The following is a 26,194-nucleotide window of genomic DNA, read 5'->3' as shown; positions in this document are numbered from 1 at the left end:
CGCCATGACCGATCACACCGACGCCGCAATCCTCGCATCCTGGTCGCGCAATGCGACTCCCTGGACCAGCGCAGTGCGTGGCGGAGAAATCGAGAGCCGCACCTTGGTGACCAACGCCGCCATCGTCGATGCGGTGCGTGCGCATGCGCCGCGCACCGGCGTGGATCTCGGCTGCGGCGAAGGCTGGCTGGTGCGCGCGCTGCCCGACGTGACGATGGTCGGCGTGGACGCGATCGAGGGCCTCATCAAACAGGCGCGGGCCGCCGGCGGCGGCGACTTTCGCGTGCTGTCGTATGAACAGATCGCGGCCGGCGCGCTGGCGCTGGCGGCCGACGTCGCGGTCGCCAACTTCTCGCTGATCGGGCATGAAGCGGTCGACGGCCTGTTCGCCGCCGCACCGACCTATCTGCGCAAGGGCGGCACGCTGGTCGTGCAGACCGTGCATCCGGTGATGGCCTGCGGCGACGCGCCGTATGTCGACGGCTGGCGCGCGGGCAGCTGGGCTGGCTTCAGCGACGAATTTCAGGACGCGCCGCCCTGGTACTTCCGCACGATCTCGAGCTGGATCGCGCTGTTCGAGCGGCACGGCCTGCGCGTGGTCGAGATGCGCGAGCCGCTGCATCCGCGCACGGGCAAGCCGGTGTCGCTGATCCTGGCCGGGGTCAGCTGATCTCCGCGAACACCTTCCAGCGCCGCAGCAGCAGCTTCTCGACTTCGAGCACCGCCATGAACGCCAGCCCGATGCCGAGGATCGCCACGCCGTCCGCGAGCGCCACGGCGCGGGTATCGAACAACGCCTGCATCCACGGCAGGTAGGTGAACGCCAGCTGCGCGACCACCACGACGGCGATCGCCCACAGCACCGCCGGCGTGCCGCGGGCGCCGCGCCAGGTGAACGAGCGCATGTGCAGGTAGCGCACGTTGAACAGGTAGAAGATCTCCAGCACGCACAGCATGTCGACCACCATCGTGCGCGCCGCCTCGGTGTCCAGGCCGCGGCGTTCGGCCCAGGCCATTACGGCGAACACGCCGGCGGTGAACAGCACCGACACGAACGCCACCCGCCACAGCATGAAGGGCGACAGCAGCGGCGCTTGCGGGTCGCGCGGCCGGCGCCCCATCACGCCCGGTTCGGCCGGCTCGAAGGCCAGCACCAGGCCGAGCGTGATGGTCAGGATCATGTTGATCCACAGGATCTGCGGCGGCGTCATCGGCAGGGTCAGGCCCAGCACCAGCGCCGCGACGATGGCCAGCACCTCGCCGCCGTTGGTCGGCAGGGTCCAGGCGATGACCTTGCGGATGTTGTCGTAGACGGTGCGTCCCTCGCTCACGGCCGCCACGATCGAGGCGAAGTTGTCGTCGGCCAGCACGATCTGCGCCGCTTCCTTGGCCGCCTCGGTGCCCTTGTTGCCCATGGCGATGCCGACGTTGGCCTGTTTGAGCGACGGCGCGTCGTTGACGCCGTCGCCGGTCATCGCGACCACCTCGCCCTCGGCCTGCAGCGCGCGCACCACGCGCAGCTTGTGGGCGGGATTGGTGCGAGCGAAGACGTGGGTGCGGCGCGCCAGGGTCCGCAGCCCGGCGTCGGAGGCGGCGTCGACGTCCTGGCCGGTCGCCACCACCGGCTGCTCGGCCAGGCCGAGTTGCGCGGCGATGGCGGCGGCGGTCGCGCCATGGTCGCCGGTGATCATCTTGACCGCGATGCCGGCGCTGCGGCAATCGGCGATCGCGGCCAGCGCCTCGGGCCGCGGCGGATCGATGAAGCCGACCAGGCCCAGGAACACCAGCTCGTCCACGGCGTCGAAGTCCAGCTGCGGCGGCGCATGCGCGAAGCGGCGCAGGGCGAAGCCCAGCACGCGCTCGCCGCTGGAGGCCGCCGCCGCGACGTGGCCTTCCCAGTAAGCGGTATCCAGCGGCATGGTGGCTCCGGACGCGTCGAGTTGCGCGCCGCTCATGGCCAGCACGCGTTCCGGCGCGCCCTTGACGAACAGCTCGGCGCCGCCGTCGGCCAGGCCGTGCAGCGTGGCCATGAAACGGTGCTGGGCGTCGAACGGGATCTCGTCGGCGCGCGGATGGCCGGCGCGCAAGGCGTCCGGTTCGAGCCCGGCCTTCATCGCCAGCGCCACCAGCGCGCCTTCCATCGGATCGCCATCCACATGCCAGCCGCCCGCGGCCTGGCGCAGGTGGGCGTCGTTGCACAGCAGGCCGGCTTCGACCAGGCGGCGCGCATTGGCCGGCAGGCCGGCGCCGTCCCCGGGCAGCGCGAACGCGCCCAGCGGCGCGTAGCCGGCGCCGCTCACGCCGATGCTGCCCGCGCCGGTCACCACGCGGCAGGCCGTCATCTCGTTGCGGGTCAGCGTGCCGGTCTTGTCGGAACAGATCACGGTGGTCGCGCCCAGCGTTTCCACCGCCGGCAGGCGGCGCACGATGGCGTGCCGCGCGGCCATGCGCTGCACGCCGATGGCGAGGGTGATGGTGATCACCGCCGGCAAGCCTTCGGGCACCAGCGCCACCGCGATCGCCACCACCATCATCAGCGCCTCGACCCAGTCCATCCTCTTCAAGCCGACCGCATAGGCGAACAGCAACGCGGCGACGGTGATCGACAGCACCGTGAAGCGCCGCCCGAAGCCGTTGATCTGGCGCAGCAGCGGCGTGGTGAGCGGCTCGACCTTGCCGAGCATGGTGCTGATGCGGCCGATCTCGGTATGGCTGCCGGTGGCGACCACTAGGCCGAGGCCCTGGCCGGCGGCGACCAGCGTACCGGAATACGCCATGCCTTCGCGGTCGCCCAGCGCCGCACCGGCGTCGGCGGCGTGGCCGGTCTTGACGCTGGCCACCGATTCGCCGGTGAGGATCGCTTCGTCGACCAGCAGGGCGCGGGCGCGCAGCAGGCGCAGGTCGGCGGGGACGCGGTCGCCCGCTTCGAGCAGCACCACGTCGCCCGGCGCCAGCGTGGCCACCGGGACGGTCGCGTGCTGGCCGGCGCGCACGACGCGCGCAGTGGGCGCCAGCATGGCTTGCAGGGCGCCGAGGGCCTGCTCCGCCTTGCCTTCCTGGACGAAGCCGACGATGGCGTTCACGGTGACCACGCCGACGATCACGGCCGCGTCGACCCAGTGCCCGAGCACGGCGGCCAGCGCCGCGGCGGCGAGCAGGAACAGGATCAGCGCGTTATTGAATTGCAGCAGAAAGCGCAGGAGGGCGGGCGTGCGCGGTGGCGATGGCAGCGTGTTGGGGCCGTGCAGCGCCAGGCGCCGCGCCGCTTCATCCGGTGCGAGTCCGTCGGGGACCGAAGCCAGCTGGCGCAGGACGGCGTCGGCCGGCATCGCATGCCAGTCGGCGACCGGCGCGGAAGGGATGGAGGACGTGGTCATGGACATGCAAGGAAACAGCTCCCTGATTACCTGATGAGCAAAACTTAGCATAGTAAGTTTTGGTCATCAAGGTGTCCCGACCTTGGCGCTCGGGTATGGCGGCGTCAGCGCAGCAGCTTCAATCCCGGCGGCAGGGCATCGCCCAGCAGGCGCGTCTCGACCGCCTGGTCCAGCTCCACCACCTCGCGCACCATCGCCGTCCACATCGGCGGCGCGCCGCTGGCGGCCAGGCGCCGCAGCACGTCCGCGCGCACTTCCTCGCCGATGTCGCGCGAGCGGTCGCCCGTCATGCGCGCGATGTGGGCGGCGGCGAAACCGGCCGGCTCCACCTTGCGCCAGTCCAGTTGCAGGAGTTTGACCAGCCAGCTCTCGGCCACCTCGGGCGGCGCCACTTCGTGGGCGCTCGACTGGAACGACTGGCGCGCGCCGACCCGGCCCAGGGCCCATAGATAGCGACTATAGCGCGCGCCGGCGCGCGCATCGAGCTTGCCGGCGGACGGGATGGCTTCGATCTGGCCCAGCAGCCATTCACCAATCTCCGCCTTGTAGGCCGACGGGATGCGTTCGAGCGAGGCGCCGACGCGCAGCATGTCTTCTTCGCTGCCGTCGACCAGGGTGACCGGCCGGCGTCCGCGTTCGGATTCGTCGGCCTGCAGGTTGAAGGCGAAATCGTCCAGCACGCGCAGCTGGGATTCAGTCGACAGGCCGCCCGCCACCCGGCGCCACAGCGTCCACCATTCGGCGCGCACCTGGCTGTCCTTGTGGTGCTGGACGCCGCCCTCGAACATCGCCCACAGCTGCTCCATGCGCCATTCGTCGAGCGGATGGCCGAAGCCGGGACGCAGGCAGTAGCCGGCCAGATTCAGCCAGGCGCGCTCGTGCTCGCTTGATCGGCGTCGGCCTTTCGCGCGCGCCAGCAGGGCGTCGAACAGGCGCCGCAGCAGGGGCGTGGTCCAGCGTTCGCGCCCGCCCAGCAGGTGCTCCAGGCTGGCGCGCAACTGTTTCACTTCCTTCGGGTCGACCTGTTTCGAGCGGGCGCCGAACACGCGCTCGATCTTCTCGATCGCGGCGTCGAGTTCGAGCGGCAGCGCTTCTTCCTGCGCGTCGCCGTCGTCATCACCGCGCAGCTGGAAGGCGAGCTGCCAGCGCTGGCCGCCATCCTCGGCCACGCAATGCACGTCGAGCGTGCCGACTTCGCTCAGGGTCGTCACCAGCCGTACCGGGGTCTCGCTTGGCGCGCCGCGCGCTGCGCGCAGCACAGTGGCGATCGCCGGCAGGCGCACCACCTCGGAGGGATCGAGGTCGACCAGGTCGCCGGCCTGCGGCGGCGCGCCGCTGTCGGCGATGGTCGACACCAGGTGGAAGCGTACCGGACGGCCCACGCGCAGCGCGAAGCTGCGGTCCTCCAAAGCCACCTCGAGCGCGGCCGGCGTGCCGCGCGGGAGCAGGCAGACGGTGCGCAGCTTGTCTCCTTGCGCCTCGCCATCGAGCAGCAGGTAATAGCTGCGCGCGGCGCCGCTTTCGATGGCCGGGGCCAGGCCCTGGCGCGCCAGCGTATAGGCCACGGCGCCGCGGGCGACGGCGATGTCGGGGTTTTCGTTGTGCAGCACGCGCATTGGCGCGCCACGCCATGCCGCCAGGGTGTCGACCAGCCGCTGCGCCAGCGCCGCGCCGCGGAACACGCCGCCGTTGAGCAGCACGGTGTCCGGCACTGGCAGCGTGCCGTCGTCAGGCAGGCCAAGCGCCTCGCGCGCGGCGGCCGCGTGCTGGCGCAGGAAGCCGGCCAGGTGGCGCGTGATGGCCGGGTCGCTCGCATACGGCAGGCCGAATTCGACGATGCCGGCGCGTGCGCGTTTGGCGTCCTCCTGCGCCGCATTGAGCGGGAAGAAGCCATCGAGCACGATGCGCTCGATGTCCGCGCGCCGCAAGTCGGCCTTGCGGCTGGCGCCGATCAGGCGGCTGCCGGCGCCGAGCAGGGTGACGGTGACGTGGCCAGGTGCATCGTCGGCCAGCAGCTGTTCTTTCGCGGCGCGGCAGCGTTCGGTGAGCTGGGCCAGGCGCGCGCTCGACAGGCGGGTGCGCGTGGCGTCTTCGCCGGCTTGTTCCGCCATGCGCGCTTCGACCAGGTGGGCCAGCGCCAGGTCCATATTGTCGCCGCCCAGGATCAGGTGGTTGCCCACGCCGATGCGGGTGAGCGAGGGTTCGCCATCCCTGGCCTCGACCTTGACCAGGCTGAAGTCGGTGGTGCCGCCGCCGACGTCGGCCACCAGCACCAGGCGGGTATCGGAAAGCTGCGCACCGAGGTCGGCGCGATGCCGGTACAGCCAGTCGTACAGCGCGGCCTGCGGTTCTTCCAGCAGACGCACGTCCGGCAGGCCGGCCTGCTTCGCCGCCTCCAGCGTCAGCGCCCGCGCGCCTTCGTCGAACGAGGCGGGAACCGTGAGCACGATCTGCTGGCGTTCCAGCGGCTGCTTGGGGAAGCGCGTGTTCCATGCGGCGCGCAGGTGGGCCAGGTAGCTGGCGCTGGCCGCCACCGGCGACACCTTGGCCACGTCACCTTCGGCGCCCCAGGGCAGGATCGGCGCCATGCGGTCGACGCCGGGATGCGACAGCCAGCTCTTGGCGCTGGCCACCAGGCGCCCCGGCGTGGCCGCGCCGAGTGCGCGCGCCAGGCGGCCGAGGGCGACGCGTTCGACGCCGGCGACATCGAGGGCATGCCAGGGGAGTTGCAGCTCGCCGGGCGCGAGTTCGTCCGCGCCCGGGTGGTAGCGCATCGACGGCAGCAGCGGCGCGCCGGCGACTTCGCCGGGCGCCACCAGCTGGTCGACCGAAAACAGCTCGATCGCGCCCTTGCCGTCATGGGCAAAGGCCAGCACCGTATTCGTGGTGCCAAGGTCGATGCCTACCAGGTACGTCACTGTGCGTCGGAGGCGGGTCGAACGTCGAACTCGACCTTCCAGCGCTGGCCGTCACGGGCGACGGCCGCCAGTTCCAGCGTGCCCGCGTCAGTCGCCAGCGCATGCAGTTTGACCTGCACGACTTCGCCGGCCACACGGCCTTCTGCCGGCAAGGTGGCCTGGATCTCGTTCAGTTCCTGCAGCTCGTCCGTGCCCCAGAATTCGAGCACCTCGCCGATGCGGTCCTGGCGGCGCACGGTCGAACCGAAGAAGCGGAAGGTCACCGGCTCGCCGATCACCAGGCCGAATTCCTGGCCGGGCAGTTCGAGCTCGCTGCCTTCTTCCATGCCGAACGGCGCCACGCACAAGGCTTCCAGCGGTGGCTCCATGCCGGGGATGGCCGGCATCGACGATTCGACGCCGACGTAGTAGGAACGCGCCGTGCCGCCGCGGATGCGCACGCCGCCGCCGCGCCGCGCGTAGCTGAAATAGGCCGCGCCGCGCGCCACTGCCAGGTCGAGGTCGGCGCCTTCGAGCATGCGCGCTGGCTCCGCGCCTTCCATGTACAGCCAGTCGTTGATGGTGTCCATCACGCGCTGGGCCAGGATGCCGGACTTGAACACGCCGCCGTTGAACAGCACCGCGCTCGGATGCAGGAAGGTGTGTTCCGCATTCACGCGGCCCTGGAAACCTTCGAGTTCGGCGGTGGCGCCGGCCTGGCGCGCCAGGAAGGCGGCCAGGTGGCGCGTGATCGCGGCGTCCTGCGCATACGGCAGGCCGAGCTGGGTCAGGCCGGCGCGGGCGCGCACGGCCGGACGTGCGCTCGCTTCCACGCGCGGGAAGAAACCATCCGTGATGAAGGACGTGACTTCTTCGCGCGTGAGTTCGGTGCGGATCGAGCCGCCGATCAGCTTCGAGCCGCGGCTCGGCACCACGATGGGGTGGGTGGTGGCGTTCGGATTGGCCAGCAATTCTTCCTTGGCGCTGCGGCAGCCATAGGTGAGGGCGCGCATCTGCCAGGCGTCCAGTTGCGTTCCATTGGTGGCGAGCTTGCGCGCCACGAAGTGGGCCAGGGCGAGATCCATATTGTCGCCGCCCAGCAGGATGTGGTCGCCTACGGCCACGCGGTGCGGTTCGAGCTTGCCGTCGCGTTCCAGGATCGCGATCAGCGAGAAGTCGCTGGTGCCGCCGCCGACGTCGACCACCAGGATGATGTCGCCCGGTGCTACCTGCTTGCGCCAGCGGCCGCCGCTGCCCTGGATCCAGCTGTACAGGGCCGCCTGCGGCTCTTCCAGCAGGGTGGGCGCGAAGCCGGCCTGGCGCGCCGCTTCCGCGGTCAGTTCGCGCGCGGCCGGGTCGAACGAGGCGGGGATGGTGACCGTGACCGATTGCTGGTCGAACGGCGCTTGTGGGTGCGCCGCGTTCCAGGCCTGGCGCAGGTGTTCGAGGTAGCGGGTCGATGCGGCCAATGGCGACACGCGCGGCACTTCGTCCGGCGCGTCCTGCGGCAGGATCGCGGCGCGGCGGTCCACGCCGGGGTGGCACAGCCAGCTCTTGGCCGACGACACCAGGCGGATCGGCGTGGTGGCGCCGCGGCTGCGCGCCATTTCGCCGGCCACCGCGGTTTCTTCGCCCTGGCTCCAGGGCAGGGCGCGTTCGCCGGCCGGCATCTCGTCCGGATGCGGCAGGTAGAGGAAGGACGGCAGCAGCGGCAGCGCCTCGATCGTGCCGGGCGCGGTCAGCTGCGGGATCGGCAGCACCGACTCGACGGCCTTCTCGCCGTCGCTGGCCTGCAGGTCGACATACGAGAGGGCGCTGTGGGTGGTGCCCAGGTCGATGCCGATGGCATAGCGTGCGTTGTCAAGCTGGCTCACAGTTCCACCTCCGCCGGGGCCAGCACGCGCGCATCGTGGCTCTCGGCCAGTTGCGGCAGCGTGACCTTGGCCGCGCGCCAGCCGCGGTGGCTCAAGGTGCCGGTGAACGGCGCCTTGCCGACTACGTTGCCGGTCAGGCGCACGCTGGCGGCGTCGAAGCCTTCGTTGAGGGTGACGCGGCTGCCTTCGGCTTCGTTGCGCACCGGTTCGATGGCGAAATGCTCGCGCAGCACGCGCGCGCAGCCTTCGTGCACGACGCGGGCGGCGGCGCCGATGTCGGCATCCGAATAGGCGGACAGGTTTTCGTGGGCGAAGTCGATCAGGCGCGCTTCGCGCTGGAAGAGGCTCAGCAGTTGCAGGGCCGAATCCGGGGTCGGGGCGCGCAGTGGCGCCGGGGCCGGGGTAGGTGCTGGAGTTGGTGTCGGGACGGGGGCAGGCGCCGGGGCTGGCGCGGCGGTCGGGCCGACGCCGTCATCGCGCACGCGCGCGGCGAACTCGGCGTCGCCGAGCGACTTGAACAGGGCGCCGAAGGCGATCGACAGGCGGCTGAAGAAGCCAGGCAGATTGGAAGGTGTGCTCATTTTTTTCTTGGTAATCAGGTGCGGGATGGCTGCCTGTCATGTCGGACAATGGGAGAGCCACCCCCGGAAAAAGGCGAATCATACCAGTTGGCGCCTGTTTTTCGCGCCGACAACTGGGGGATAAGTTTATTCGATGAGTCGTACACCGCCCACCAGGGCGGCCGAATAATCGGTGAAATCGTCGAGGCCGCGTTTGATGATGGTCACCAGCGCCGGCAGCGGCGACGCCTGATGATCCCATTCGGCGCGGCAGAACTCGCCGGTGCGTTTGAGGTCTTCGGCCAGGGTGGGCGTGATCCAGCCATGTTCTGCCAGCAAGGTGATGACTTCGCGCTCGTCCTGCGGCAGGCCGAGGCGGGCGTTGCCGATCACATAGTCGCCCATCTCGATCGCCGCTTCCCAGGCGCGAATCACGTTCAGGGTGGCGGCATCCTGGCGCGTGATGTCATCAGGGAAAGTATTTGGGTCTTTTTCATACTCGTCGCGGGCACGCCGGCAGCAGCGTTCGATGGTGCCGGCCTTGCTGATCAGAATGTCGTCATCCATGGCGCCTCCGTTTTCGGTGGTCATCGTGCGCCCAACAAGGGGCAAACCATGCAGATGGTGCCAGTACGTCAATAAACAAGACGCGGCGCCCGTCTTGTCCGGATCATGCGACCAAGGTCCAATTGTCTGAACCGTGCGAGCGGTCGAGCATGTGACAGACATTCCACGGAGGCCTCATGAAGCTCGAAGGAAAGGTTGCTGTCATCACCGGCGCCGCCAGCGGCATCGGCAAGGAAATCGCGCTCACCTATGCGCGCGAAGGCGCGCGCATCGCCATCGCCGACCTCGACCTGGAAGCGGCCGAGCTTGCCGCGGCCGGGATGCGCGACGCCGGCCACCAGGCGCTGGGCGTGGGCATGGACGTCGCCAATGAAGCCCAGGTCGAGGCCGGCATCGAGGCGGTGGTCGCCCAATGGGGCGGCATCGATATCCTGGTGAGCAATGCTGGCATCCAGATCGTGCATCCGATCGAGGCGTATCCGTTCATCGACTGGCGCAAGATGCTGGCGATCCACCTCGACGGCGCCTTCCTCGCCACGCGCGCCTGCGTGCGGCATATGTACGCGGGCGGCCGTGGCGGCAGCATCATCTATATCGGTTCCGTGCACTCGAAAGAAGCGTCGGTGCTCAAGTCGGCCTATGTCACGGCCAAGCATGGACTGGAAGGCCTGACCAAGGTCGTGGCCAAGGAAGGCGCGAAGCACGGCGTGCGCGCCAACCTGATCGCGCCGGGTTTCGTGCGCACGCCCCTGGTCGACAAGCAGATTCCGGAGCAGGCGCGCGAGCTGGGCATTTCCGAGGACGAGGTCATCAAGAACGTCATGCTCAAGGAAACCGTCGACGGCGAGTTCACGACGGTCCAGGACGTGGCCCGGGTCGCGCTGTTCTTCGCCGCCTTCCCGTCGAATGCGCTCACCGGCCAGTCGCTGATCGTGAGCCATGGGTGGTTCATGGAGTAGGCAACGATAGAAAAGGACCGCCCCGTGAACGCACCCTACGAGCTCGATAGCAACCTCGAAGAACGCCTGTCGAGAAAGCTGCTGGATGTGTTCATCCGGGCCGGCATCGTGTTCGGGCTGGCGCTGCTGAGCTACCGCATCTTCGCCCCCTTCCTGGCGCTGGTGGCCTGGTCGATCATCCTGGCGGTGACCCTGTATCCGGCGCACCAGAAGCTGGCGCAGCGCCTGCGCGGCAAGCAGGGGCTGGCGGCCACCCTGCTGGTGCTGGTCGCCATCGTGGTGATCGGGGTGCCGACGGCGATCCTGATGACCTCGCTCGGCGAATCGCTGCAGAATGCCGTCGCCAGCGTCCGCGCCGGCACCCTGAAGGTGCCCGCGCCGTCGCCCAATGTGGCCGAATGGCCGCTGGTCGGCAAGCGCATCCACGAAGTGTGGTCGGAGGCCTATACCGACTTGCCGGCGCTGCTGCGCAGCAGGCAGGCGCAGGTGGCGGACCTGACCAGGAGGGCGCTGCAGGTGGTGGCCAGCATCGCCGGCGCGATGCTGCTGTTCCTGTTCTCGTTCATCGTCGCCGGCATCATCATGGCCTGGGGCCGGGCCAGCGCCAACGGCATCCGGGCCATCTTCGTGCGCATGGTGGGCTTCGAGCGCGGCGAAGAGTTCGCCGTGCTGTGCACGGCGACCATCCGGGCCGTCGCCCTGGGGGTGCTGGGCGTGGCCTTCATCCAGGCCATCGTGATCGGGCTGGTGTTCATCATCGCCGGCGTGCCGTTCGCCGGCCTGCTGTCCCTGCTCATCCTGGTGCTGGGCATCGTGCAGGTGCCCGCCATCCTGGCGACCCTGCCGGTGATTATCTATATCTGGACCAGCGGCGGCTATAGCGGCACGCAGGCGGTCACGTATTCCGTGCTGCTCCTGGTCGCCGGCTCGCTCGACAATGTGCTCAAGCCGCTCCTGCTGGGACGCGGCGTGGATGCGCAGATGCCCGTGATCCTGCTCGGCGCGCTGGGCGGCCTGGCCAGCGCCGGCCTGCTGGGCATGTTCGTCGGCGCGGTCTTCTTTGCCCTGAGCTACCAGGCCTTCATGTGGTGGGTGGCGAACAGCCCCGATGCCGTGGCGCCGCCGGCGCCTGCGCCGGTGCCTGTGCCTGCGGCGGCGCCGCCGGAGTAGCCGTGTGCGGCGCGCTCGGGAAGTGGTCGGGCAGGGGCGCGCTGGCGCTGGCGGGCGCGGCGCTGCTGGGCGCCTGCACGACGGTCGGACCCGACTTCGAACGTCCCGGCATGCCGGCCGCGCTGGCCGGCTGGGACGGCGGCTCGCTGGCTTCCCTGAACCCGCGCGCCGGCGCGCAGGGGAGCGCATCGGTCCAGCAATGGTGGCGCAGCTTCGACGATGCCGTGCTCGACGCGCTGATCGCGGAGGCGCAGCGCGTGAACCCCACGGTGCGCGCCGCCGGCCTGCGCATCATGGAAGCACGCGCCGAGCTCGGGATCGCCGGCAGCACGCTCTATCCGCAGGGGCAACAGTTCAGGAGCGAGTTGCTGCGCGTGGGACAGCGGCGGGCAGGAGGGCGGGACAGCACCCTGACCGACTTCAACACCAGTGTCGACATCAGTTGGGAACTCGATTTCTGGGGCAAGTTCAAGCGCGGCATCGAGGCGGCCGACGCCGGCTACCTGGCCAGCATCGCCCGCTACGACGACGTGCAAGTCTTGATGGCGGCCCAGGTGGCCAGCCTGTATTACACGATCCTCACCACCGAGGCGCGGCTGGCGATCGCGCGCGACAATGCGGCCTTGCAACTACGCAGCCTGCAGATCACCGAGCTGCTGTTTCGCGGCGGTAACGAGGCCGAGCTGGATGTGCAGCAGGCCCGGACCTTGTACCTGGGCACCCTCGCCACGATCCCTCCGCTCGAGATCGGCCTGCGCCAGGCGCAGAACGCCCTGAGCACGCTGCTGGCGCGCGCGCCCGGCCCGCTGCCCGAGATGAACGCAAGTGAGGCGGGCCGGCACACAATGACCAGGCTGCCTATGGACCTAGCGGCCGACCTGATCACCGAACTGCCCGCCGATCTGCTGCGGCGCCGCCCGGATGTGCGGGCGGTGGAGATGCAGCTTGCGGCCCAGTCGGCGCTGATCGGCGTGAGCGCGGCCGAGCTCTATCCCTCGATCTCGCTGCTGGGATCGGTGGGCCTGTCGGCCACCTCGCTCGATGGCGCGCCGCGGGTGCTGAACTGGGCGCTCGGATCGGGCCTGCTGTGGAATGTGTTCGACCATGGCCGCCTGAGCAACGGCGTCCTGGTGCAGGATGCCCGCTTCCAGCAGCTCTATGAGCAGTACCAGGGCGCGGTGCTGAATGCGGCGCGCGAGGTCGACGATGCGGCCGCCGGCTTTGCCCGGACGGGCGCGCAGATCGTGCTGCTGGCCGATGGCGTCAAGGCCGCCCAGCGGTCGCTGGATATCGCCAGCTTCCAGTATCGCGAGGGCTTGACCGATTTCCAGCGCGTGCTCGATTCCCAGCGCGTCTTGTATAGCCAGCAAGAGCTCCTGGCCACGACCCGGGGCAGCCTGGTGCAGAACCTGATCGCCCTCTATAAAGCCATGGGCGGCGGCTGGGAACAGGGCAGGAGCCGGCCGCCGGTGGACGAGGCGACCCGCGCCGTGATGGAGCGGCGCAGCGACTGGAAGGACGTCCTGCGCGCGCCCTTGCCGGCGCCCGGCGGGGAGCGCAAACCATGAGTCCGGACCCGGTCAAGCTCGAACAGACGGCGCCGCCCGGCGACGCGGCGCCGACGCCCATCCCGGCGGCATCGGGCGCGCCGGCGCCGGCGCGGCCGGGCAGGAAAAGCCGGCTGGGCTTGACCATCGTGCTGGCCCTGATCGTGGCCAGCCTGGGCTGGTATCTGGTGGCGGATCGCCTGACGCCATATACCTCGCAGGCCCGGGTGCAAGCCTTCGTGGTGCCGGTGGCGTCCGAAGTGACGGGCATGGTGCAGGAGGTCTACGTCAAGAACAACGACGAGGTGGAGGAAGGGCAGCTCCTGTTCCATATCGACCCCAGCACCTACCGCATCGCCCTGCGCCGCAGCCTGGCGGACTATGAATCGGTGCGGCGTTCGGTGAATGCCTCGGCGCTGGCGGTCAAGGCGGCCGATGCGGCGCTGCAGGCCGCCAGGGCCATGCACGTGTTCGCCAAGCAGGATGCGGGCCGGCTGGAACAGATCTTTGCCGAAGACCCCGGCGCGCTGTCGATCCGCCGGGTGCAGAATGCGCGCGCGTCGCTGGCCACGGCGCGCAGCCAGGAAATCGCCGCCCAGGCGGAGCTGCGCCGCGCCGAGGAGGCGGCCGGCGATGAAGGGGAGCGCAATGCGCAGCTGCTCAGCGCCCGCGCGGCGGTCGAGAAGGCCGAGCTCGATCTGGAGCGTACGGCCGTGACCGCACCCGCGCGCGGTCTGGTGACCGACTTGCGCACCGATGTCGGCCAGGTCGTGCAGGCCGGTTCGGCGGCGATGACCCTGATCGCCGTGCACGACCTCTGGATCAGCGCCGACATGACCGAGAATAACCTCGGCAATATCGCGCCGGGCGACGAGGTCGCGATCGTGCTCGACGTGGTGCCGGGCCAGGTCTTGAAGGGTCGGGTGCGCAGCGTGGGCAGCGGGGTCAATGCGGGCCGGGAGGCCAAGGCCGGCACCTTGCCCGAGATCGACAACAGCCGCGACTGGCTGCGGCAGGCGCAGCGCTTCCCGGTCGCCGTGGAGTTCGACCCTTCCGAACGCGCGCAGCTGCGCGCGGCCAGGATCGGCGGGCAGGCCGACGTGCTGGTGTATACGGATGACTACACGGTGATGAACTGGCTGGGCGCCGTCTTCATCCGCCTGATGAGCTACCTTTCTTATCTTTATTGACGATGGAGCGCGCTGACAAGGCGGTCTTGCGGCTGGCGATCGGCCTGGCGCTGGCCGTGCTGCTCGCCTATGGCCTGGCGCTGTCGTCGCCGTTCGTGCTGTGCGTCATGACCGTGCTGATGTTGAGCAAGCCGGGGCCGCCGATGCCCTTGCTCAAGGGGATGGTGGTGGCCCTGCTGGTCGCCGCGGTGCTGGCGGCCGGCGTGCTGATGGTGCCGCTGCTGGAGCATTACGCCAGCGTCGCGCTGGTGTTGACGGCGCTGCTGCTGTACACGGTATTCTTCATCGGCCTGCAAAGCGGCAGCCCGCTGGCGAATATCGTGGCGATTGCTTTCACCCTGATTCCGGTGGCCGGGGTGGTCGACCAGGCCCTGGTGCCGGCGATCAGCACCGCCATCGCGCTGGGGCTGTTTGTCGGCGTGCTGGTCGGCAGCCTGTCGCATGCCTTGTTCCCGGATGGAGCGGACCCCGCCGCCAGGCCGGCGCCCCCCGCCGTTGCCGCGCACACGGCCAGATGGCGCGCCGTGCAGGCCACGCTGGTGGTGATGCCGGTGCTGGTGCTGGCCCTGGTCAACCCGGCCTTCTATCTGTCGGCCATCATCAAGTCGGTGCTGCTGGGCCAGCAGGCCGGCTCCACCGGCGCCCGTTCGGCGGGGCGGATACTGGTCGGTTCGACCCTGGCGGGCGCGGGCATGGCGACCCTGGCCTGGTTCGGCCTGGCGGTGTTGCCGACCCTGTGGATGCTGGTGCTGTGGATGGCCGCCGCGGCGCTGTGGAGCGGGGCCCGGATCTTCGGCCTGAAGGCCTCGGCGCTGCCGCCCTCGTTCTGGAGCAATGCCCTGGTGACCATGCTGATCTTGCTGGGCCCGGCCATCGAGGACAGCGTGGTGGGGAAGGACGTCGGCCACGCCTCGCTCGTGCGGGTGAGCTTGTTCATCGCGCTCGCGCTGTATGCCTGGGCCGTCGTGTGGGCGCTGGAATGGTGGCGCACAGCGAGGGCGCTGCGGCTCGGGCGAGTGAATAAGCAACAGGACGTTTAATTTTAGTCAATACCAGTGACCCAATTGGTATAGCCAAAACGAATAGGTCTTGCAAAACGCGACTTCAGCGAGTACTGTACGTTTATACAGTATTTGTCTGATAAGCCTGACATGACCCATTCAGCCATCCTTGCCGCACCCGAGGCAGTGCACCCATCGCTGTGGCGCGCGTCGCAGCTGGCGCATGCCGACACGCGCTGCATCGACACCGGCCACGCGACGCTCTCGAGCCAGCTTCCCGGCGGCGGCTGGCCCGGCGGCACCCTGGTCGACCTGCACCTGCAGCAGCCCGGCATCGGCGAGATGCGCCTGCTGCGGCCGGCCCTGGCCGCCTGCGCCGAACGCCGCATCGTGCTGCTGCAACCGCCCCATCCACCCCAGGCCCTGGCGCTTGCCGCGCTCGGCCTGGAGCCATCCCAGTTGCTGTGGCTGCGCACGACGCGCACCGCGGATGCACTCTGGGCGGCCGAGCAGGTGTTGCGTAGCGGCAGTTGCGGCGCCTTGCTGTTCTGGGCCAACCATATGCGTAACGACAATCTGCGCCGCCTGCACCTGGCGGCGCAAGGTGGCGAAACGCTGTTTTTCATGCTCCGCCCGCTGGCCGCGGCGCAAGATGCATCTCCCGCGCCTTTGCGTCTTGCGTTGCGGCCGGCGGCCGGCGGCATGAATATCGACTTCGTCAAACGCCGGGGACCGCAGCGCGAGGCGCCGCTGTTCCTTCCTCTTGGATCTTCACTACTGCAACGCCATGCGCCTCTGGATCGGCCTGTATTTGCCCCAGCTACCGCTCGAGGTCTTCAGCCCACGCTGGTTCAGTGAGGCGAGCGAGGCCGGCGGCGTTGTCGGTGGCCCGATTGGGGGGCTGGTAGTTGGCTCGGTTGTTGATCCGGCGGTTGGCCCGGCTGTTGGCCCGGCTGGCGGATCGGATGGCAGCGCGCCTGGCGCTGATGGCCATGGCGGTCCGGGCCGCGACCATGGCAGCGTCATCCTCGAGCAGGAGCGGGTGATGGCGCTGTCGCCGGCGGCGCGCGCTGCCGGCGTGCAGATCGGCATGCGCCGCGGCGGCGTGCTGATGCTGATGCCCGAGGCGCGCATCGAACTGCGCAGCCACGAGCGCGAGGCCGAGGCCATGGAGGCGGTGGCCATGACCATGCTGCAGTACACGCCGCAGGTGGCGCTGGCCGAAGAAGCGACGCTGCTGCTCGATATCGGCGCCAGTTTGCGCCTGTTCGGCGGCATCCGGCGCCTGTGCGAGCGGGTGCGCGCCAATATGGCGGCGCTCGGCTTCACGGCCTGCATCGCCTGCGCGCCCACCGCGCGCGGGGCCTGGCTGCTGGCGCGCCGTAATGCGGGGCGCGCCCTCACCATGGACTCGCTGGTGCGGCGCCTCGACCGCCTGCCGGTGGGCTTGCTGCCGCCGGCGCGGCCGTTCGCCGGCTGGTTCGAGGGCATCGGCTGCCGCCGCCTGGACGAGCTGCGGCGCCTGCCGCGGCCCGGCCTGCAGCGGCGCTGCGGGCGGGCCTTGCTCGACATGCTCGACGCCGCCTATGGCATGCACGCCGAGTTGTTCCAGTGGGTCGCGCCGCCCGAGCGTTTCCATGCGCGGCTCGAATTGTTCGACCGGCTCGAACAGGCCGAACTGCTGCTGGCCGGCGCCCATCGCCTGGTGCTGCAGATGACGGGCTGGCTGTGCGCGCGCCAGCTGGCGGTCGAGCGCATCCGGCTGTCGCTCGATCACGAGCGCGGCCGCATGGCGCGTCCACCGACCCTGGTCGAGGTGGCGCTGGCCGAACCCACCTGGCGCGACGAGCACCTGCTGCGCCTGCTGCGCGAGCGCCTGGCCAAGCTCGAACTCGAGGCGCCCGTGATCGGCATCGGCCTGGAGGCGCAGCAATTGCAGGCGATGGCCCCGCCCACCGACTCGCTGTTCCCCGATCCCGGCGGCAGCGAGGAAGACCGGATGCGCATGATCGAACTGCTGGTGGCGCGCCTGGGGGCAGACAATGTCTTGCAGGCGCTGCCGATGGCCGATTACCGGCCCGAAGTCGCCAACGCCTGGGTGCCGGTGCAGCAGAAGGTGAGCGCCGCCGCGCGCGCGGCGCAGATGCCGCCCGATGTGCGGAGCCTGCCGCGTCCGACCTGGCTGCTGGCCAAGCCGATCGCGCTCCTGATGCGCGACCACCGGCCGTTCTACGGTTCGCCGCTGCGGGTAGCGTCCAATCCCGAGCGCATCGAGGCCGGATGGTGGAGCCAGACGCAAACGCGCGACTACTTCATCGCCGAGGGGCAAGACCACGCGCTGTACTGGATCTATCGCGAGCGCATCAACGGCACCGGCGAGGATGCGGCGCCGCGCTGGTTCCTGCATGGACTATTCGGGTGATGAAGGCCTTCGCGCGAGCGACGTCGCGAGTCGATGGCGCCGCTCCAGGGCTCTAGACCCCGCCGCCGCCAGCAGCCGCTTGAACGTCGGACATTCCATATGCCTCGGCGCCGGGCAAGCCGCCGCATGCCGCAAGCCCTTGCTCATCGCCGTCAATCGCAGCACCAGCGCGTCGATCTCGTCGGCCTTCGCCGCCAGCATGCGCCGGTCGATCTCCGGCTGGGCGCGTGCCCCGAACATCGCCTGTATCTCGTCCAGCGACAAACCCGCCGCCTGCCCCAGCGCGATCAGCGCCAGCCGGTCCAGCACCTCGGGCGTGAACGTGCGCCGCAATCCCTGCCGTCCATTTGAAACGATCAGGCCCCGCTTGTCGTAGTAACGCAGCGTCGATGCCGGCACGCCCGTTCGTTTCGCGACCTCAGCAATATCCACGCAATCCCTCTTGACTTGAAGTTGACTTCAACTTCTATAGTGAGACGCATCGCTTGCCCCGTCAACCACGAAGGAGAATCAACATGAACGAGATCATCGCGATCGTGCTCATCGGCTGCGGCGCCACCGCGCTGCTCGACGCCTGGCTGGCGCTGCTGCGCCGGCTCGGCACGCCGACGCTCGGCATGGCGCTGCTGGGACGCTGGATCGGCCATCTGCTGCGCGGCCGCGTACGGCATGCGGCGATCGGCAAGGCGCATCCGGTGCGCCATGAAACGGCCTTCGGCTGGATCGCGCACTACGCGATCGGCATCGGCTTCGCCGCCGCCCTGGTGGCGCTGGCCGGCATCGACTGGCTGCACGACCCCAAGCTGGCGCCGGCGCTGGCCTTCGGCTTCGTCACGGTGGTGGCGCCCTTGTTCGTGATGCAGCCGGCCATGGGCGCCGGCATCGCCGCCTCCAGGACGCCGACGCCGCTGCGCAACTGCCTGCGCAGTGTCGTCAACCACATCCTGTTCGGCTTCGCCCTCTACCTGTGCGCCAGGCTCGTGGCCGGGGTGGCGCGATGATGCCGCAAGCGCCGTCGTCCGCCCCGGCGGCCCGCACGCTCGCCGTGGTCTACCACAGCGGACATGGCCACACCGCGCACATCGCCAGCCATGTGGCCGCCGGCGCCGAGTCCGTCCCCGGCACCAGCGCCGTGCTCCTGCAAGCCAGCGACGTGGCGCGCGAGAGCGCCATGCTGGTCGAGTACGACGGCTATATCTTCGGCTCGCCCACCTATCTGGGCGGCGTTTCCGGCCCGTTCAAGCTGTTCATGGATGCGACCGGAGGACTGTGGCGTTCGCGCCGCCTTGCAGGCCGGCTGGCGGCCGGCTTCACCGTGTCTTCGCTGCCGGCCGGCGACAAGCAGTCCACGCTGCTGTCGATGCTCACCTTCTGCATGCAGCACGGGATGCTCTGGGTCGGCAATCCCTTCCTGCCCGAGCAGCATGCCGGCGTGCCGGAGGCAGAAGCGGCGAACCGGCTCGGATCGTGGACGGGCATGATGGCCCAGGCCGGACACGGCGCGCCGGCGCATGACTTCCCTCCGGGCGACATCAAGACCGCCCGCATGTTCGGCCAGCACGTGGCCGCCACCTTGCATCGCCTGGGCCGCGTCGAGCCATGAGCGACCTGGCGAACGGTCGCGCCGTCCTGGTAAGGCATAATCCGCCCATCGAAGCCGACCGGAGGAACCATGAAGCGACTCACGAACCTGGCAGCCCTGGCTGCCCTGACGCTGGCCGCGTCGAGCCATGCCCAGGCCCAGGCGCAGCAGACCCTGGAAACGCCGGGCTTCACCGTCAGGATCACGCAGCAGTGCGAAGAGGGCAACGTCACCTGCGACGACGTGCGCTACGTCGGCACCAGCAAGAAGTCGGGAAAGGCGATCACCCTGCGCGGCAAGACCATGCACTCGCTCGCCGCCGACGGCGTCACGCCCGGCGCCTTCCAGGGCTATGTGTTCAAGTCCGGCCGCGCGACCTATACCGTGTTCGCCGACGGCCGCCTGGTGGTCACCGAAGGCAGGAAGACGCTGGTGAGCCAGCGCGGCGAATGGAAGTGATCCCGGCCTGAACTCACTCCGGCGCCAGCAACTGATCGATCCGGCGCGGATAGTGGTTCAGGAAGTCGCGCGTCACCGCATAGTGCTCGGTGTCCTCGTACGCCATCTCGGTGATGCCGGATGCGTCGAAGGCGAGGATCTTCGCGCCCGGATAGGCCAGCAGGATCGGCGAGTGGGTCACGATGATGAACTGCGACTGCTGCTGCACCAGCTGGTGGATCGCGCGCAGGGCGGCCAGCTGGCGATTGGGCGACAGCGCCGCCTCGGGTTCGTCCAGCAGGTACAGGCCGTTGCCCTTGAATTTGTCGAGCAGGACGCTCATGAAGGCCTCGCCGTGCGAGCGTGCATGCAGGTTGCCGCCATAACTGGCTGAACCGATCTGCTGGTCCATATAGGTGGCGACGTTATAAAAACTTTCTGCGCGCATGAAATAGCTGTCCCTGGGGCGGCGCACGCTGCGCGACATGCGCACATGCCTGGCCAGCGGCGACCTCTCTCCTTGGGTATTGAGCAGCTGGACGGCCATGGTGCCGCCTTCGACCCCGAAGCCCAGCGCCAGTGCGATCGCTTCCAGGATCGTCGACTTGCCACTGCCGTTCTCGCCGACGAAGAACGTCACGTCGGCATGGAACTCGATCGCCTGCAGGTCGCGCACGGCCGGGATGTTGAACGGGAAGGCGTCGAAATCGACGTCGTCGCCGAAATCGGGCCAGACGCGCTGCAGGTAGGGTTTGGCGGCGAACTTGTTCATGAGCGATGACAGAAGAATGCGTGCCGCCAGTGTGCCACAGCGTGCGCACCTAGCGAATTTCCTGTTCCCCGGCGGCGACCACGATGCGCACGTGCTGCTTGCGGCCCGCCGACAACACCCATTCGGCGCGATCGCCCGCCAGCGGCGCATCGGCATCCATCATCGCCACGCCGTCCAGCCGCAGGCCTCCGCCCGCGGCAAGGCGGCGCGCTGCGCCGCGCGATGCCGCCAGCCCGGCTTGCACCGCCAGCTCCGCCAGCGTCACGCCCGCGCTGCGGCGCGCCGCGTCGATCGTATGCGTCGGCATATCGCCCCGATCCGCGCCGCCGAGGGCCGCCGCCGCCGCGCGTTGCGCCGCGTCGAGCGCATCCTGCCCGTGCGCCAGCCGCGTCGCCTCGTTGGCCAGCACGATCTTGGCCTCGTTCAGCTCCGCCTCCTGCAGTGCGCCGAGTCGGCGCACCTCGTGCATCGGCAGCTCGGTGAACAGCGCCAGGAAGCGTCCGACGTCGCGATCGTCGACATTGCGCCAGAATTGCCAGAAGCCGTAGGGCGACAGGCGATCGGCGTTCAGCCACACCGCGCCATCAAGCGACTTGCCCATCTTCCTGCCGTCGCTGGTGGCCAGCAGCGGCATCGTCAGGCCGTACAGGTCGAGCCCGGACTGGCGTCGCCCGAGATCGATGCCGTTGATGATATTGGCCCACTGGTCGGCGCCGCCGATCTGCAGCGTGCAACCGTGGCGGCGCGCCAGTTCGACGAAATCGTAGGCCTGCAGCAGGGTGTAGCCGAATTCGAGGAAGGACAGCGAGTGTTCGAGGCGCGAGCGGATCGCGTCGAAGGTCAGCATGCGGTTGACGCTGAAGTGGCGTCCGACCTGCCCGAGAAAGTCGAGGTAGCCCAGGCCGTCCAGCCACTCGGCGTTGTCGACCACGCTGACATCCGAACCCAGGTAGCGCGTGAAGGCGCCCTTGATGCCGTCGATATTGGCGTCGATGGCGGCGGCGTCCAGCACCGGGCGCGAGGTGTCGCGAAAGCTCGGGTCGCCGATGCGGGTGGTGGCGCCGCCGATCAGCAGCAGCGGGCGATGGCCGGCGCGCTGCAGCCAGCGCATCAGCATCAGGCCCTGCAGGTGGCCGACGTGCAGGCTGTCGGCGGTGGCGTCGAAGCCGAGGTAGGCGGTGAGCGGCCTGGCCAGGGCGTGGCGCAGTCCGGTCGCGTCGGTGCACTGGTGGATGAAGCCGCGTTCTTGCAGCAGCTGCAGCAAATCAGGCAGGTCGGAAGTGTGGGTCATGTGGTTTCCTGGTGGTGGAACGCCCCAGGATGACCGATTGCCCATGCGTGGTCCGCCTGAGGCGGACCGGGTTGCGTGACAGCCCCTACCGCCGCGAGGTGCGGTAGGCGTAATAGCTGGCAGGGGAGGTCACGATGAAAGTCATGAGTCCATCTTAGCCGCAGCGGCAAAGACAGGTCAAGATTATTTGACGGCCTTGAACAAGGCGTCCAGGCGATCCTTCGTGCCTGGAATGCGCTCCAGCTTCGGATAGCGCAGGCCGTCGCGATAGTCGAGCGTGATGGTGCGCAGGTTGTCTCCCTTGCGTACCAGGAGCGCGATCGGCGCCTTGCCGTCCTTGTTGGCGCGCACCGCCGCCTTCAGCACGTCGCCCTTGTACACGCGGTTGTTGACGGCCACGATGGTGGTGTTGGCCGCCAGGCCGGCGCGGAAGCCCACGCCGTCCCACACCACGCCGGTGACGTCGCCATTGCTGCGCACCGAGAAGCCGAGCGAATAGGTGAAGTCGGCGCTGCGGCTGCGTTCTTCGACAGCGCGCACGGCATTGCTCGGGGTGTCGCCGTACACCAGCTTCCAGCCGGCGCGGGCCAGGCCGTCGAGCGGCGCGCCCGGGCCATGGCCGTCCAGGCGCGCGCGCAGGAACGGCGCCCAGTCGAACTTCTGCACCTTGCCCAGGGCGGCCACCACGTCGTCGAAGGTGTAGTACACCGTCTCGATGCTGCCGTCCTCGACGCCGAAGAAGGCGCGCGCGAAGTCTTCCAGGCTGCGCTTGTCGCCCGAGAGTTCGCGGATCCTGGTGTCGACGTCGAGCCAGATCAGCATGCCCTCGGTGTAGTAATCCTCGCTGCGCTGCCAGTTGCCCCAGCCGATCGGCTTGCGCCCGTTGATGATCGGATCGTTGACCGTGTCCTGCACCGCGCGCCAGTCGCGGCCCTGCGTGTTGTCGTAGCGCGCCGCGTCGATTGCCAGCGCTTCGCGCGCATGGTTCTGCGACACCAGGCCGGAACGCGCCGCCAGCACCTTGCCCCAGAACTGGGTCTGGCCCTCGTACACCCACAGCAGCTCGTTCTGCAGCGGGGTGTTGAAGTTGGCCACGTCCTGGCCCGCGGGACGGCGGAACTTGCCGTTCCACGAGTGCACGAATTCATGCGGCAGCAGTTCGCGGCCGGCTTCGTTGCGGCCCCAGTCGGTGAAGTAGCCGAGCCGCACGCCGTTCTCGCTCGACTGCTGGTGCTCGCGGCCGATGCCGCCGAATTCGTCCGAGATCGCGAACAGGAAGTCGTACTGCTTGTAGTGGCGCGAGCCGAACAGCTTGATGGCCTGGTCGACCATCGCGCGGTGCAGCGCGACCTGCTCGGGCTTCGCTTCCAGGTTCTCGGGATTGTCGGCCACCACGTTCAGCATCACCGGATTCCTGGCGCCCGGCGCCAGGTCGATGCGCTTGAAATAGCGGCCGGCGAACAGCGGCGAATCGACCAGGGTGTCGAGGTCGTGCGGCTTGAAGCGCACCTCGTCGCCGGTGCGGCTTTCCACCGCCAGCGAGCTGGCGAACTGCCAGCCGGCGGGCAGGGTGAGCGTCGGCTGCACCGTGATGCGGCGCGCGTGGTAGCCGGCCGGGTACAGCGCCACCGATTGCCACTGCACGCCGAGGATGTCGTCGGTCATCGTGATGCGGCCCTGGCTGGTGTCCAGCGGCGACAGGAACTGGTATTCGGCCACCAGTTCGGTGGCGCCTTCCGGCACCGTCACATGAAAGGCGTGGACCTGCACCGGGTCGCGCGTCCACTCGAGCGGCTTGCCGCCCGCGCTGAACTTCAGGCCGGCCAGCTGGGTCAGCGGAATATTGGGGCCGTGGTTGCCCGGCGCCCACTGGGGATAGAGCAGGGTCATCGGACCCGCTTGCGCCGGCATCGACAGCCGCATGCTGAAGATCTGCTGCGACAGGTTGCTGGCGTCGACGTGCAGCGCGATCGTGCCCGGATACGGGGCGTTGCCAACGGCAGGGACCTGGGCGGAAGCGGGCAGGGCAAGCGCGAGCGCGAAAGCGAGGGCGCCTGCCTGACGGGCGGCGCGGGCGAGGAAGGGGAAGGCAGTCATCGTGGAGCGGGAAAAGCTGAGAGGAAGCCGGCGAGTGTAGCACCCGATCCTGATACAAATTTCCGTTGATACATCATGCAAATAAAATTTGCAAAAATGCTTAAAAATCCGTATTTCGTATCACTTGAAAATCGTTTGGCGTGACATTAGATTGGTCCCAACGGAATGCTCAACAGAGGTTCCGTCCCTTATCGCTTAACTTTCAAAAGGATATGACATCATGCGTACTTTCGACCTGACTCCCCTGTACCGTTCCGCCATCGGTTTCGATCGCCTGGCCAGCCTGCTCGAGCAACGCGCCGAAGCGCAGCCGAGCTACCCGCCGTACAACATCGAACTGGTGAGCGAAGACCAATACCGTATCGTGATGGCGCTCGCCGGCTTCAGCCGCGACGAGATCGAGATCGTCACCGAGCGTGACAGCCTGCACGTCACCGGCCGCAAGCAGAAGGATGACGTCCAGCGCACCTTCCTGCACCGCGGTATCGCCGCGCGCGATTTCGAGCAGCGCTTCCAGCTGGCCAACCACGTGAAGGTCACCACCGCGTCGTTCGACAACGGCATGCTCACCATCGAACTGGTGCGCGAAGTGCCGGAAGCCCTGAAGCCGCGCAAGATCGCCATCGGCGACGCCGCCGGCGTCATCAGCGGCGACAACGTCAAGACCCTGGAACAGCGCGAAGCCGCCTAAGGCTTGGCAATGCCAGCAACGGTAACGGCCCGGTAGTCGTTTGAAAGAAGGGCGCTCGCAGTCGGGGCGCCCTTCGTACGTCCGGGCCGCCCGCGTCCGCTCATCTTAAGGCGCGCCTAAGCCCCACGCCTTGTCAACTTAAGCATGATCTAAGGCGGTTGCGCGAAGATACGTCCATCGATGCTCAACATCGATTCAACACATTTTCACCAGGAGCACACACCATGTCGAACCCAAGTGCCGTTACTGCCATCACTGCCAAACGCCTCATGCTGGCCCTGGGTGCCGCGGGCGTCATCGGTGGCGCGGTCGGTGCCATCGCTGTCAATCACAATAATGCCGTCGCCAGTGCCGCGGCCGAAAGCGCGCCTGCCGTTGCAGCTGCGCCGGCCCCTGCACCCGCGCCGGCCGCGGCCGCAGGCGCTCCAGCGTCGACCGTCGCGCTCCCCGATTTCACCCGCATCGCCGCCCAGCAGGGCAAGGCGGTGGTCAATATCCGCGTCGTCGGCGGCACCAAGACCGCCAACCGCGGCGGCTTGCCGAACCTCGACCCGAGCCATCCGTTCTATGAATTTTTCCGACAGTTCCAGGATCCACGCGGTGAACGCGGCGGCGATCGTGGGACTCCCGTTTTCGGCGCCGGATCGGGCTTCATCGTAAGCCCGGACGGCGTCATCCTCACCAACGCCCACGTCGTGCAAGGCGCCGACGAAGTGACCGTCAAGCTGCAGGACCGCCGCGAATTCCGCGCCAAGGTCCTGGGCTCCGACCCGCGCACCGACGTGGCCGTGCTGAAAATCGATGCCAAGGGCCTGCCCGTGGCGCCGATCGGCAAATCGCAGTCGCTGCTGGTGGGCGAGTGGGTGCTGGCCATCGGTTCGCCGTTCGGCCTCGAAAGCACCGTCACCGCCGGCGTGGTCAGTGCCACCGGCCGTTCGATCCAGGGCGATTCCAACGTGCCGTTCATCCAGACCGACGTCGCGGTCAACCCCGGCAACTCGGGCGGTCCGCTGTTCAATACCCGCGGCGAAGTCGTCGGCATCAACTCGCAGATCTACAGCATGACGGGCGGCTACCAGGGCCTGTCGTTCTCGATCCCGATCGACCTCGCGGTGCGCATCAAGGACCAGATCGTCGCCACCGGCAAGGTGCAGCATGCCAAGCTGGGCGTGGGCGTGCAGGAGGTCAGCCAGGCCTTCGCAGACTCGTTCAAGCTCGAGACGGTCGAAGGCGCCCTGGTCTTCAGCGTCGAACGCGGCGGCCCGGCCGAACGCGCCGGCCTGAAGTCGGGCGACGTGATCCGCCGTGCCAACGGCAAGAACATCGTCTCGTCGATCGAGCTGCCGGCCATGCTGACCCTGGCCAAGCCAGGCGACAAGGTGGCGCTCGATGTCTGGCGCGAAGGTAAACTGGTGCGTATCGATGCGACCCTGGGCAATGCCGCCGACAAGCCGCGTCGTGAACAGGAACTGGCCGAGGTGGCCGACAACAGCGCCAAGCTGGGCCTGACCCTGCGGCCGTTGGCCCCGGTCGAGCGCCGCCAGAGCGGCATCCCGTCGGGCCTGGTGATCGAGGACGCCTCCGGCGCCGCCATGATGGCCGGCATCGAGCCGGGCGACGTGCTCATCTCGGTCAACGGCCGTCAGGTCAATTCGGTCGAGCAGGTGCGCGACATGGTGTCCAAGGCCAGCAAGTCGGTGGCCTTGCTGATCCAGCGCGGTGGTGACAAAATCTTCATTCCGGTGCGGATCGGCTAAAA

Annotated in this window: 22 protein-coding genes; 13 read left to right on the top strand and 9 right to left on the bottom strand. The window is 68.7% G+C overall.

Annotation, left to right across the window (positions count from 1 at the left end; all coding sequences use genetic code 11):
- Positions 1–4 precede the first annotated feature (4 nt).
- Positions 5–670, top strand: a complete 666-nt coding sequence (locus tag KY496_RS12440) for a class I SAM-dependent methyltransferase (RefSeq protein ID WP_219864939.1) — start codon at positions 5–7, stop codon at positions 668–670.
- Here KY496_RS12440 and KY496_RS12435 read toward each other — a convergent pair.
- The 5 genes from KY496_RS12435 to KY496_RS12415 form a co-directional block, all read right to left on the bottom strand.
- The gene (locus KY496_RS12435) at positions 663–3,383 is read right to left on the bottom strand and encodes an HAD-IC family P-type ATPase (protein WP_219864938.1); all 2,721 of its coding nucleotides are present in this window, start codon (positions 3,381–3,383) and stop codon (positions 663–665) included. The two genes, KY496_RS12440 and KY496_RS12435, sit on opposite strands and share 8 nt — an antisense overlap.
- A 98-nt stretch (positions 3,384–3,481) precedes the next feature.
- Entirely contained in the window at positions 3,482–6,295 is a 2,814-nt protein-coding gene (locus KY496_RS12430) for an Hsp70 family protein (protein WP_219864937.1), read from the bottom strand.
- Positions 6,292–8,148 (bottom strand): Hsp70 family protein, encoded by a 1,857-nt coding sequence (locus KY496_RS12425; protein ID WP_219864936.1) that lies wholly within the window; start codon positions 8,146–8,148, stop codon positions 6,292–6,294. Before KY496_RS12425 ends, KY496_RS12430 begins: the two co-directional genes overlap by 4 nt.
- The gene (locus KY496_RS12420) at positions 8,145–8,729 is read right to left on the bottom strand and encodes a DUF2760 domain-containing protein (protein WP_219864935.1); all 585 of its coding nucleotides are present in this window, start codon (positions 8,727–8,729) and stop codon (positions 8,145–8,147) included. Before KY496_RS12420 ends, KY496_RS12425 begins: the two co-directional genes overlap by 4 nt.
- A 126-nt stretch (positions 8,730–8,855) precedes the next feature.
- On the bottom strand, positions 8,856–9,275 hold the full coding sequence (locus KY496_RS12415) for a DUF86 domain-containing protein (RefSeq protein WP_005662888.1): 420 nt from the start codon (positions 9,273–9,275) through the stop codon (positions 8,856–8,858).
- A 176-nt stretch (positions 9,276–9,451) separates the two neighbouring features.
- On the opposite strand from KY496_RS12415, the gene KY496_RS12410 reads away from it, so the two are divergent.
- The 7 genes from KY496_RS12410 (at position 9,452) to KY496_RS12380 (ending at position 17,564) form a co-directional block, all read left to right on the top strand.
- Entirely contained in the window at positions 9,452–10,234 is a 783-nt protein-coding gene (locus KY496_RS12410) for a 3-hydroxybutyrate dehydrogenase (protein ID WP_219864934.1), read from the top strand.
- A 24-nt stretch (positions 10,235–10,258) separates the two neighbouring features.
- Positions 10,259–11,404: an AI-2E family transporter gene (locus KY496_RS12405; RefSeq protein WP_219864933.1), complete on the top strand. Its 1,146-nt coding sequence runs from the start codon at positions 10,259–10,261 to the stop codon at positions 11,402–11,404.
- A gap of 2 nt (positions 11,405–11,406) precedes the next feature.
- Complete coding sequence (locus KY496_RS12400; protein WP_219864932.1) at positions 11,407–12,972, top strand: efflux transporter outer membrane subunit; 1,566 nt, start codon at positions 11,407–11,409, stop codon at positions 12,970–12,972.
- Complete coding sequence (locus tag KY496_RS12395; protein ID WP_005662880.1) at positions 12,969–14,141, top strand: HlyD family secretion protein; 1,173 nt, start codon at positions 12,969–12,971, stop codon at positions 14,139–14,141. Before KY496_RS12400 ends, KY496_RS12395 begins: the two co-directional genes overlap by 4 nt.
- 2 nt (positions 14,142–14,143) lie before the next feature.
- Positions 14,144–15,181 (top strand): DUF2955 domain-containing protein, encoded by a 1,038-nt coding sequence (locus tag KY496_RS12390; protein ID WP_005662878.1) that lies wholly within the window; start codon positions 14,144–14,146, stop codon positions 15,179–15,181.
- 111 nt (positions 15,182–15,292) lie between these two features.
- On the top strand, positions 15,293–16,000 hold the full coding sequence (gene imuA / locus KY496_RS12385) for a translesion DNA synthesis-associated protein ImuA (protein ID WP_005662877.1): 708 nt from the start codon (positions 15,293–15,295) through the stop codon (positions 15,998–16,000).
- The gene (locus tag KY496_RS12380; RefSeq protein ID WP_229409698.1) at positions 15,930–17,564 is read left to right on the top strand and encodes a DNA polymerase Y family protein; all 1,635 of its coding nucleotides are present in this window, start codon (positions 15,930–15,932) and stop codon (positions 17,562–17,564) included. Before imuA ends, KY496_RS12380 begins: the two co-directional genes overlap by 71 nt.
- Here KY496_RS12380 and KY496_RS12375 read toward each other — a convergent pair.
- Complete coding sequence (locus KY496_RS12375) at positions 17,553–17,996, bottom strand: helix-turn-helix domain-containing protein (protein WP_219864931.1); 444 nt, start codon at positions 17,994–17,996, stop codon at positions 17,553–17,555. The genes KY496_RS12380 and KY496_RS12375 overlap by 12 nt on opposite strands.
- An 83-nt stretch (positions 17,997–18,079) precedes the next feature.
- Here KY496_RS12375 and KY496_RS12370 point away from each other — a divergent pair, with 83 nt between their 5' ends.
- From KY496_RS12370 to KY496_RS12360, 3 genes are all read left to right on the top strand, one after another.
- The gene (locus KY496_RS12370) at positions 18,080–18,565 is read left to right on the top strand and encodes a DUF2938 domain-containing protein (protein ID WP_005662869.1); all 486 of its coding nucleotides are present in this window, start codon (positions 18,080–18,082) and stop codon (positions 18,563–18,565) included.
- Positions 18,562–19,167 carry a flavodoxin family protein gene (locus KY496_RS12365; RefSeq protein WP_219864930.1) on the top strand — a complete coding sequence of 202 codons (606 nt, stop codon included), beginning with the start codon at positions 18,562–18,564 and terminating at the stop codon, positions 19,165–19,167. Before KY496_RS12370 ends, KY496_RS12365 begins: the two co-directional genes overlap by 4 nt.
- A 69-nt stretch (positions 19,168–19,236) precedes the next feature.
- Positions 19,237–19,605 (top strand): hypothetical protein, encoded by a 369-nt coding sequence (locus KY496_RS12360; protein WP_219864929.1) that lies wholly within the window; start codon positions 19,237–19,239, stop codon positions 19,603–19,605.
- A 13-nt stretch (positions 19,606–19,618) separates the two neighbouring features.
- Here the strand turns inward: KY496_RS12360 and KY496_RS12355 are convergent, their stop codons facing one another.
- From KY496_RS12355 to KY496_RS12345, 3 genes are all read right to left on the bottom strand, one after another.
- A complete protein-coding gene (locus tag KY496_RS12355; protein ID WP_005662864.1) occupies positions 19,619–20,356 on the bottom strand; it encodes an AAA family ATPase in 738 nt (245 codons plus the stop codon).
- A 49-nt stretch (positions 20,357–20,405) separates the two neighbouring features.
- Positions 20,406–21,647 carry a tyrosine--tRNA ligase gene (gene tyrS / locus KY496_RS12350; RefSeq protein ID WP_219864928.1) on the bottom strand — a complete coding sequence of 414 codons (1,242 nt, stop codon included), beginning with the start codon at positions 21,645–21,647 and terminating at the stop codon, positions 20,406–20,408.
- 183 nt (positions 21,648–21,830) lie between these two features.
- Positions 21,831–23,744 carry a M61 family metallopeptidase gene (locus tag KY496_RS12345; RefSeq protein WP_219864927.1) on the bottom strand — a complete coding sequence of 638 codons (1,914 nt, stop codon included), beginning with the start codon at positions 23,742–23,744 and terminating at the stop codon, positions 21,831–21,833.
- Between the two features lie 220 nt (positions 23,745–23,964).
- Here KY496_RS12345 and KY496_RS12340 point away from each other — a divergent pair, with 220 nt between their 5' ends.
- A complete protein-coding gene (locus KY496_RS12340) occupies positions 23,965–24,435 on the top strand; it encodes an Hsp20 family protein (RefSeq protein ID WP_005662858.1) in 471 nt (156 codons plus the stop codon).
- A gap of 224 nt (positions 24,436–24,659) precedes the next feature.
- Positions 24,660–26,192 (top strand): Do family serine endopeptidase, encoded by a 1,533-nt coding sequence (locus tag KY496_RS12335; protein ID WP_184239204.1) that lies wholly within the window; start codon positions 24,660–24,662, stop codon positions 26,190–26,192.
- Positions 26,193–26,194: the final 2 nt, after the last annotated feature.

The organism is Massilia sp. NP310, assembly GCF_019443485.1.
Lineage (GTDB): Bacteria > Pseudomonadota > Gammaproteobacteria > Burkholderiales > Burkholderiaceae_D > Telluria > Telluria timonae.
The sequence above is the reverse complement of the archived record's forward strand: the minus strand, read 5'-3'. Positions and strand labels throughout refer to the sequence as shown.

Bases quoted from the DNA above. Each gene is read 5' to 3' on its own strand.
- KY496_RS12440 (WP_219864939.1), top strand. From the start codon at position 5: ATGACCGATCACACCGACGCCGCAATCCTCGCATCCTGGTCGCGCAAT.
- KY496_RS12435 (WP_219864938.1), bottom strand. From the start codon at position 3,383: ATGTCCATGACCACGTCCTCCATCCCTTCCGCGCCGGTCGCCGACTGG.
- KY496_RS12420 (WP_219864935.1), bottom strand. From the start codon at position 8,729: ATGAGCACACCTTCCAATCTGCCTGGCTTCTTCAGCCGCCTGTCGATC.
- KY496_RS12415 (WP_005662888.1), bottom strand. From the start codon at position 9,275: ATGGATGACGACATTCTGATCAGCAAGGCCGGCACCATCGAACGCTGC.
- KY496_RS12410 (WP_219864934.1), top strand. From the start codon at position 9,452: ATGAAGCTCGAAGGAAAGGTTGCTGTCATCACCGGCGCCGCCAGCGGC.
- KY496_RS12395 (WP_005662880.1), top strand. From the start codon at position 12,969: ATGAGTCCGGACCCGGTCAAGCTCGAACAGACGGCGCCGCCCGGCGAC.
- KY496_RS12390 (WP_005662878.1), top strand. From the start codon at position 14,144: ATGGAGCGCGCTGACAAGGCGGTCTTGCGGCTGGCGATCGGCCTGGCG.
- imuA (WP_005662877.1), top strand. From the start codon at position 15,293: ATGACCCATTCAGCCATCCTTGCCGCACCCGAGGCAGTGCACCCATCG.
- KY496_RS12380 (WP_229409698.1), top strand. From the start codon at position 15,930: ATGCGCCTCTGGATCGGCCTGTATTTGCCCCAGCTACCGCTCGAGGTC.
- KY496_RS12370 (WP_005662869.1), top strand. From the start codon at position 18,080: ATGAACGAGATCATCGCGATCGTGCTCATCGGCTGCGGCGCCACCGCG.
- KY496_RS12365 (WP_219864930.1), top strand. From the start codon at position 18,562: ATGATGCCGCAAGCGCCGTCGTCCGCCCCGGCGGCCCGCACGCTCGCC.
- KY496_RS12360 (WP_219864929.1), top strand. From the start codon at position 19,237: ATGAAGCGACTCACGAACCTGGCAGCCCTGGCTGCCCTGACGCTGGCC.
- KY496_RS12355 (WP_005662864.1), bottom strand. From the start codon at position 20,356: ATGAACAAGTTCGCCGCCAAACCCTACCTGCAGCGCGTCTGGCCCGAT.
- tyrS (WP_219864928.1), bottom strand. From the start codon at position 21,647: ATGACCCACACTTCCGACCTGCCTGATTTGCTGCAGCTGCTGCAAGAA.
- KY496_RS12345 (WP_219864927.1), bottom strand. From the start codon at position 23,744: ATGACTGCCTTCCCCTTCCTCGCCCGCGCCGCCCGTCAGGCAGGCGCC.
- KY496_RS12340 (WP_005662858.1), top strand. From the start codon at position 23,965: ATGCGTACTTTCGACCTGACTCCCCTGTACCGTTCCGCCATCGGTTTC.
- KY496_RS12335 (WP_184239204.1), top strand. From the start codon at position 24,660: ATGTCGAACCCAAGTGCCGTTACTGCCATCACTGCCAAACGCCTCATG.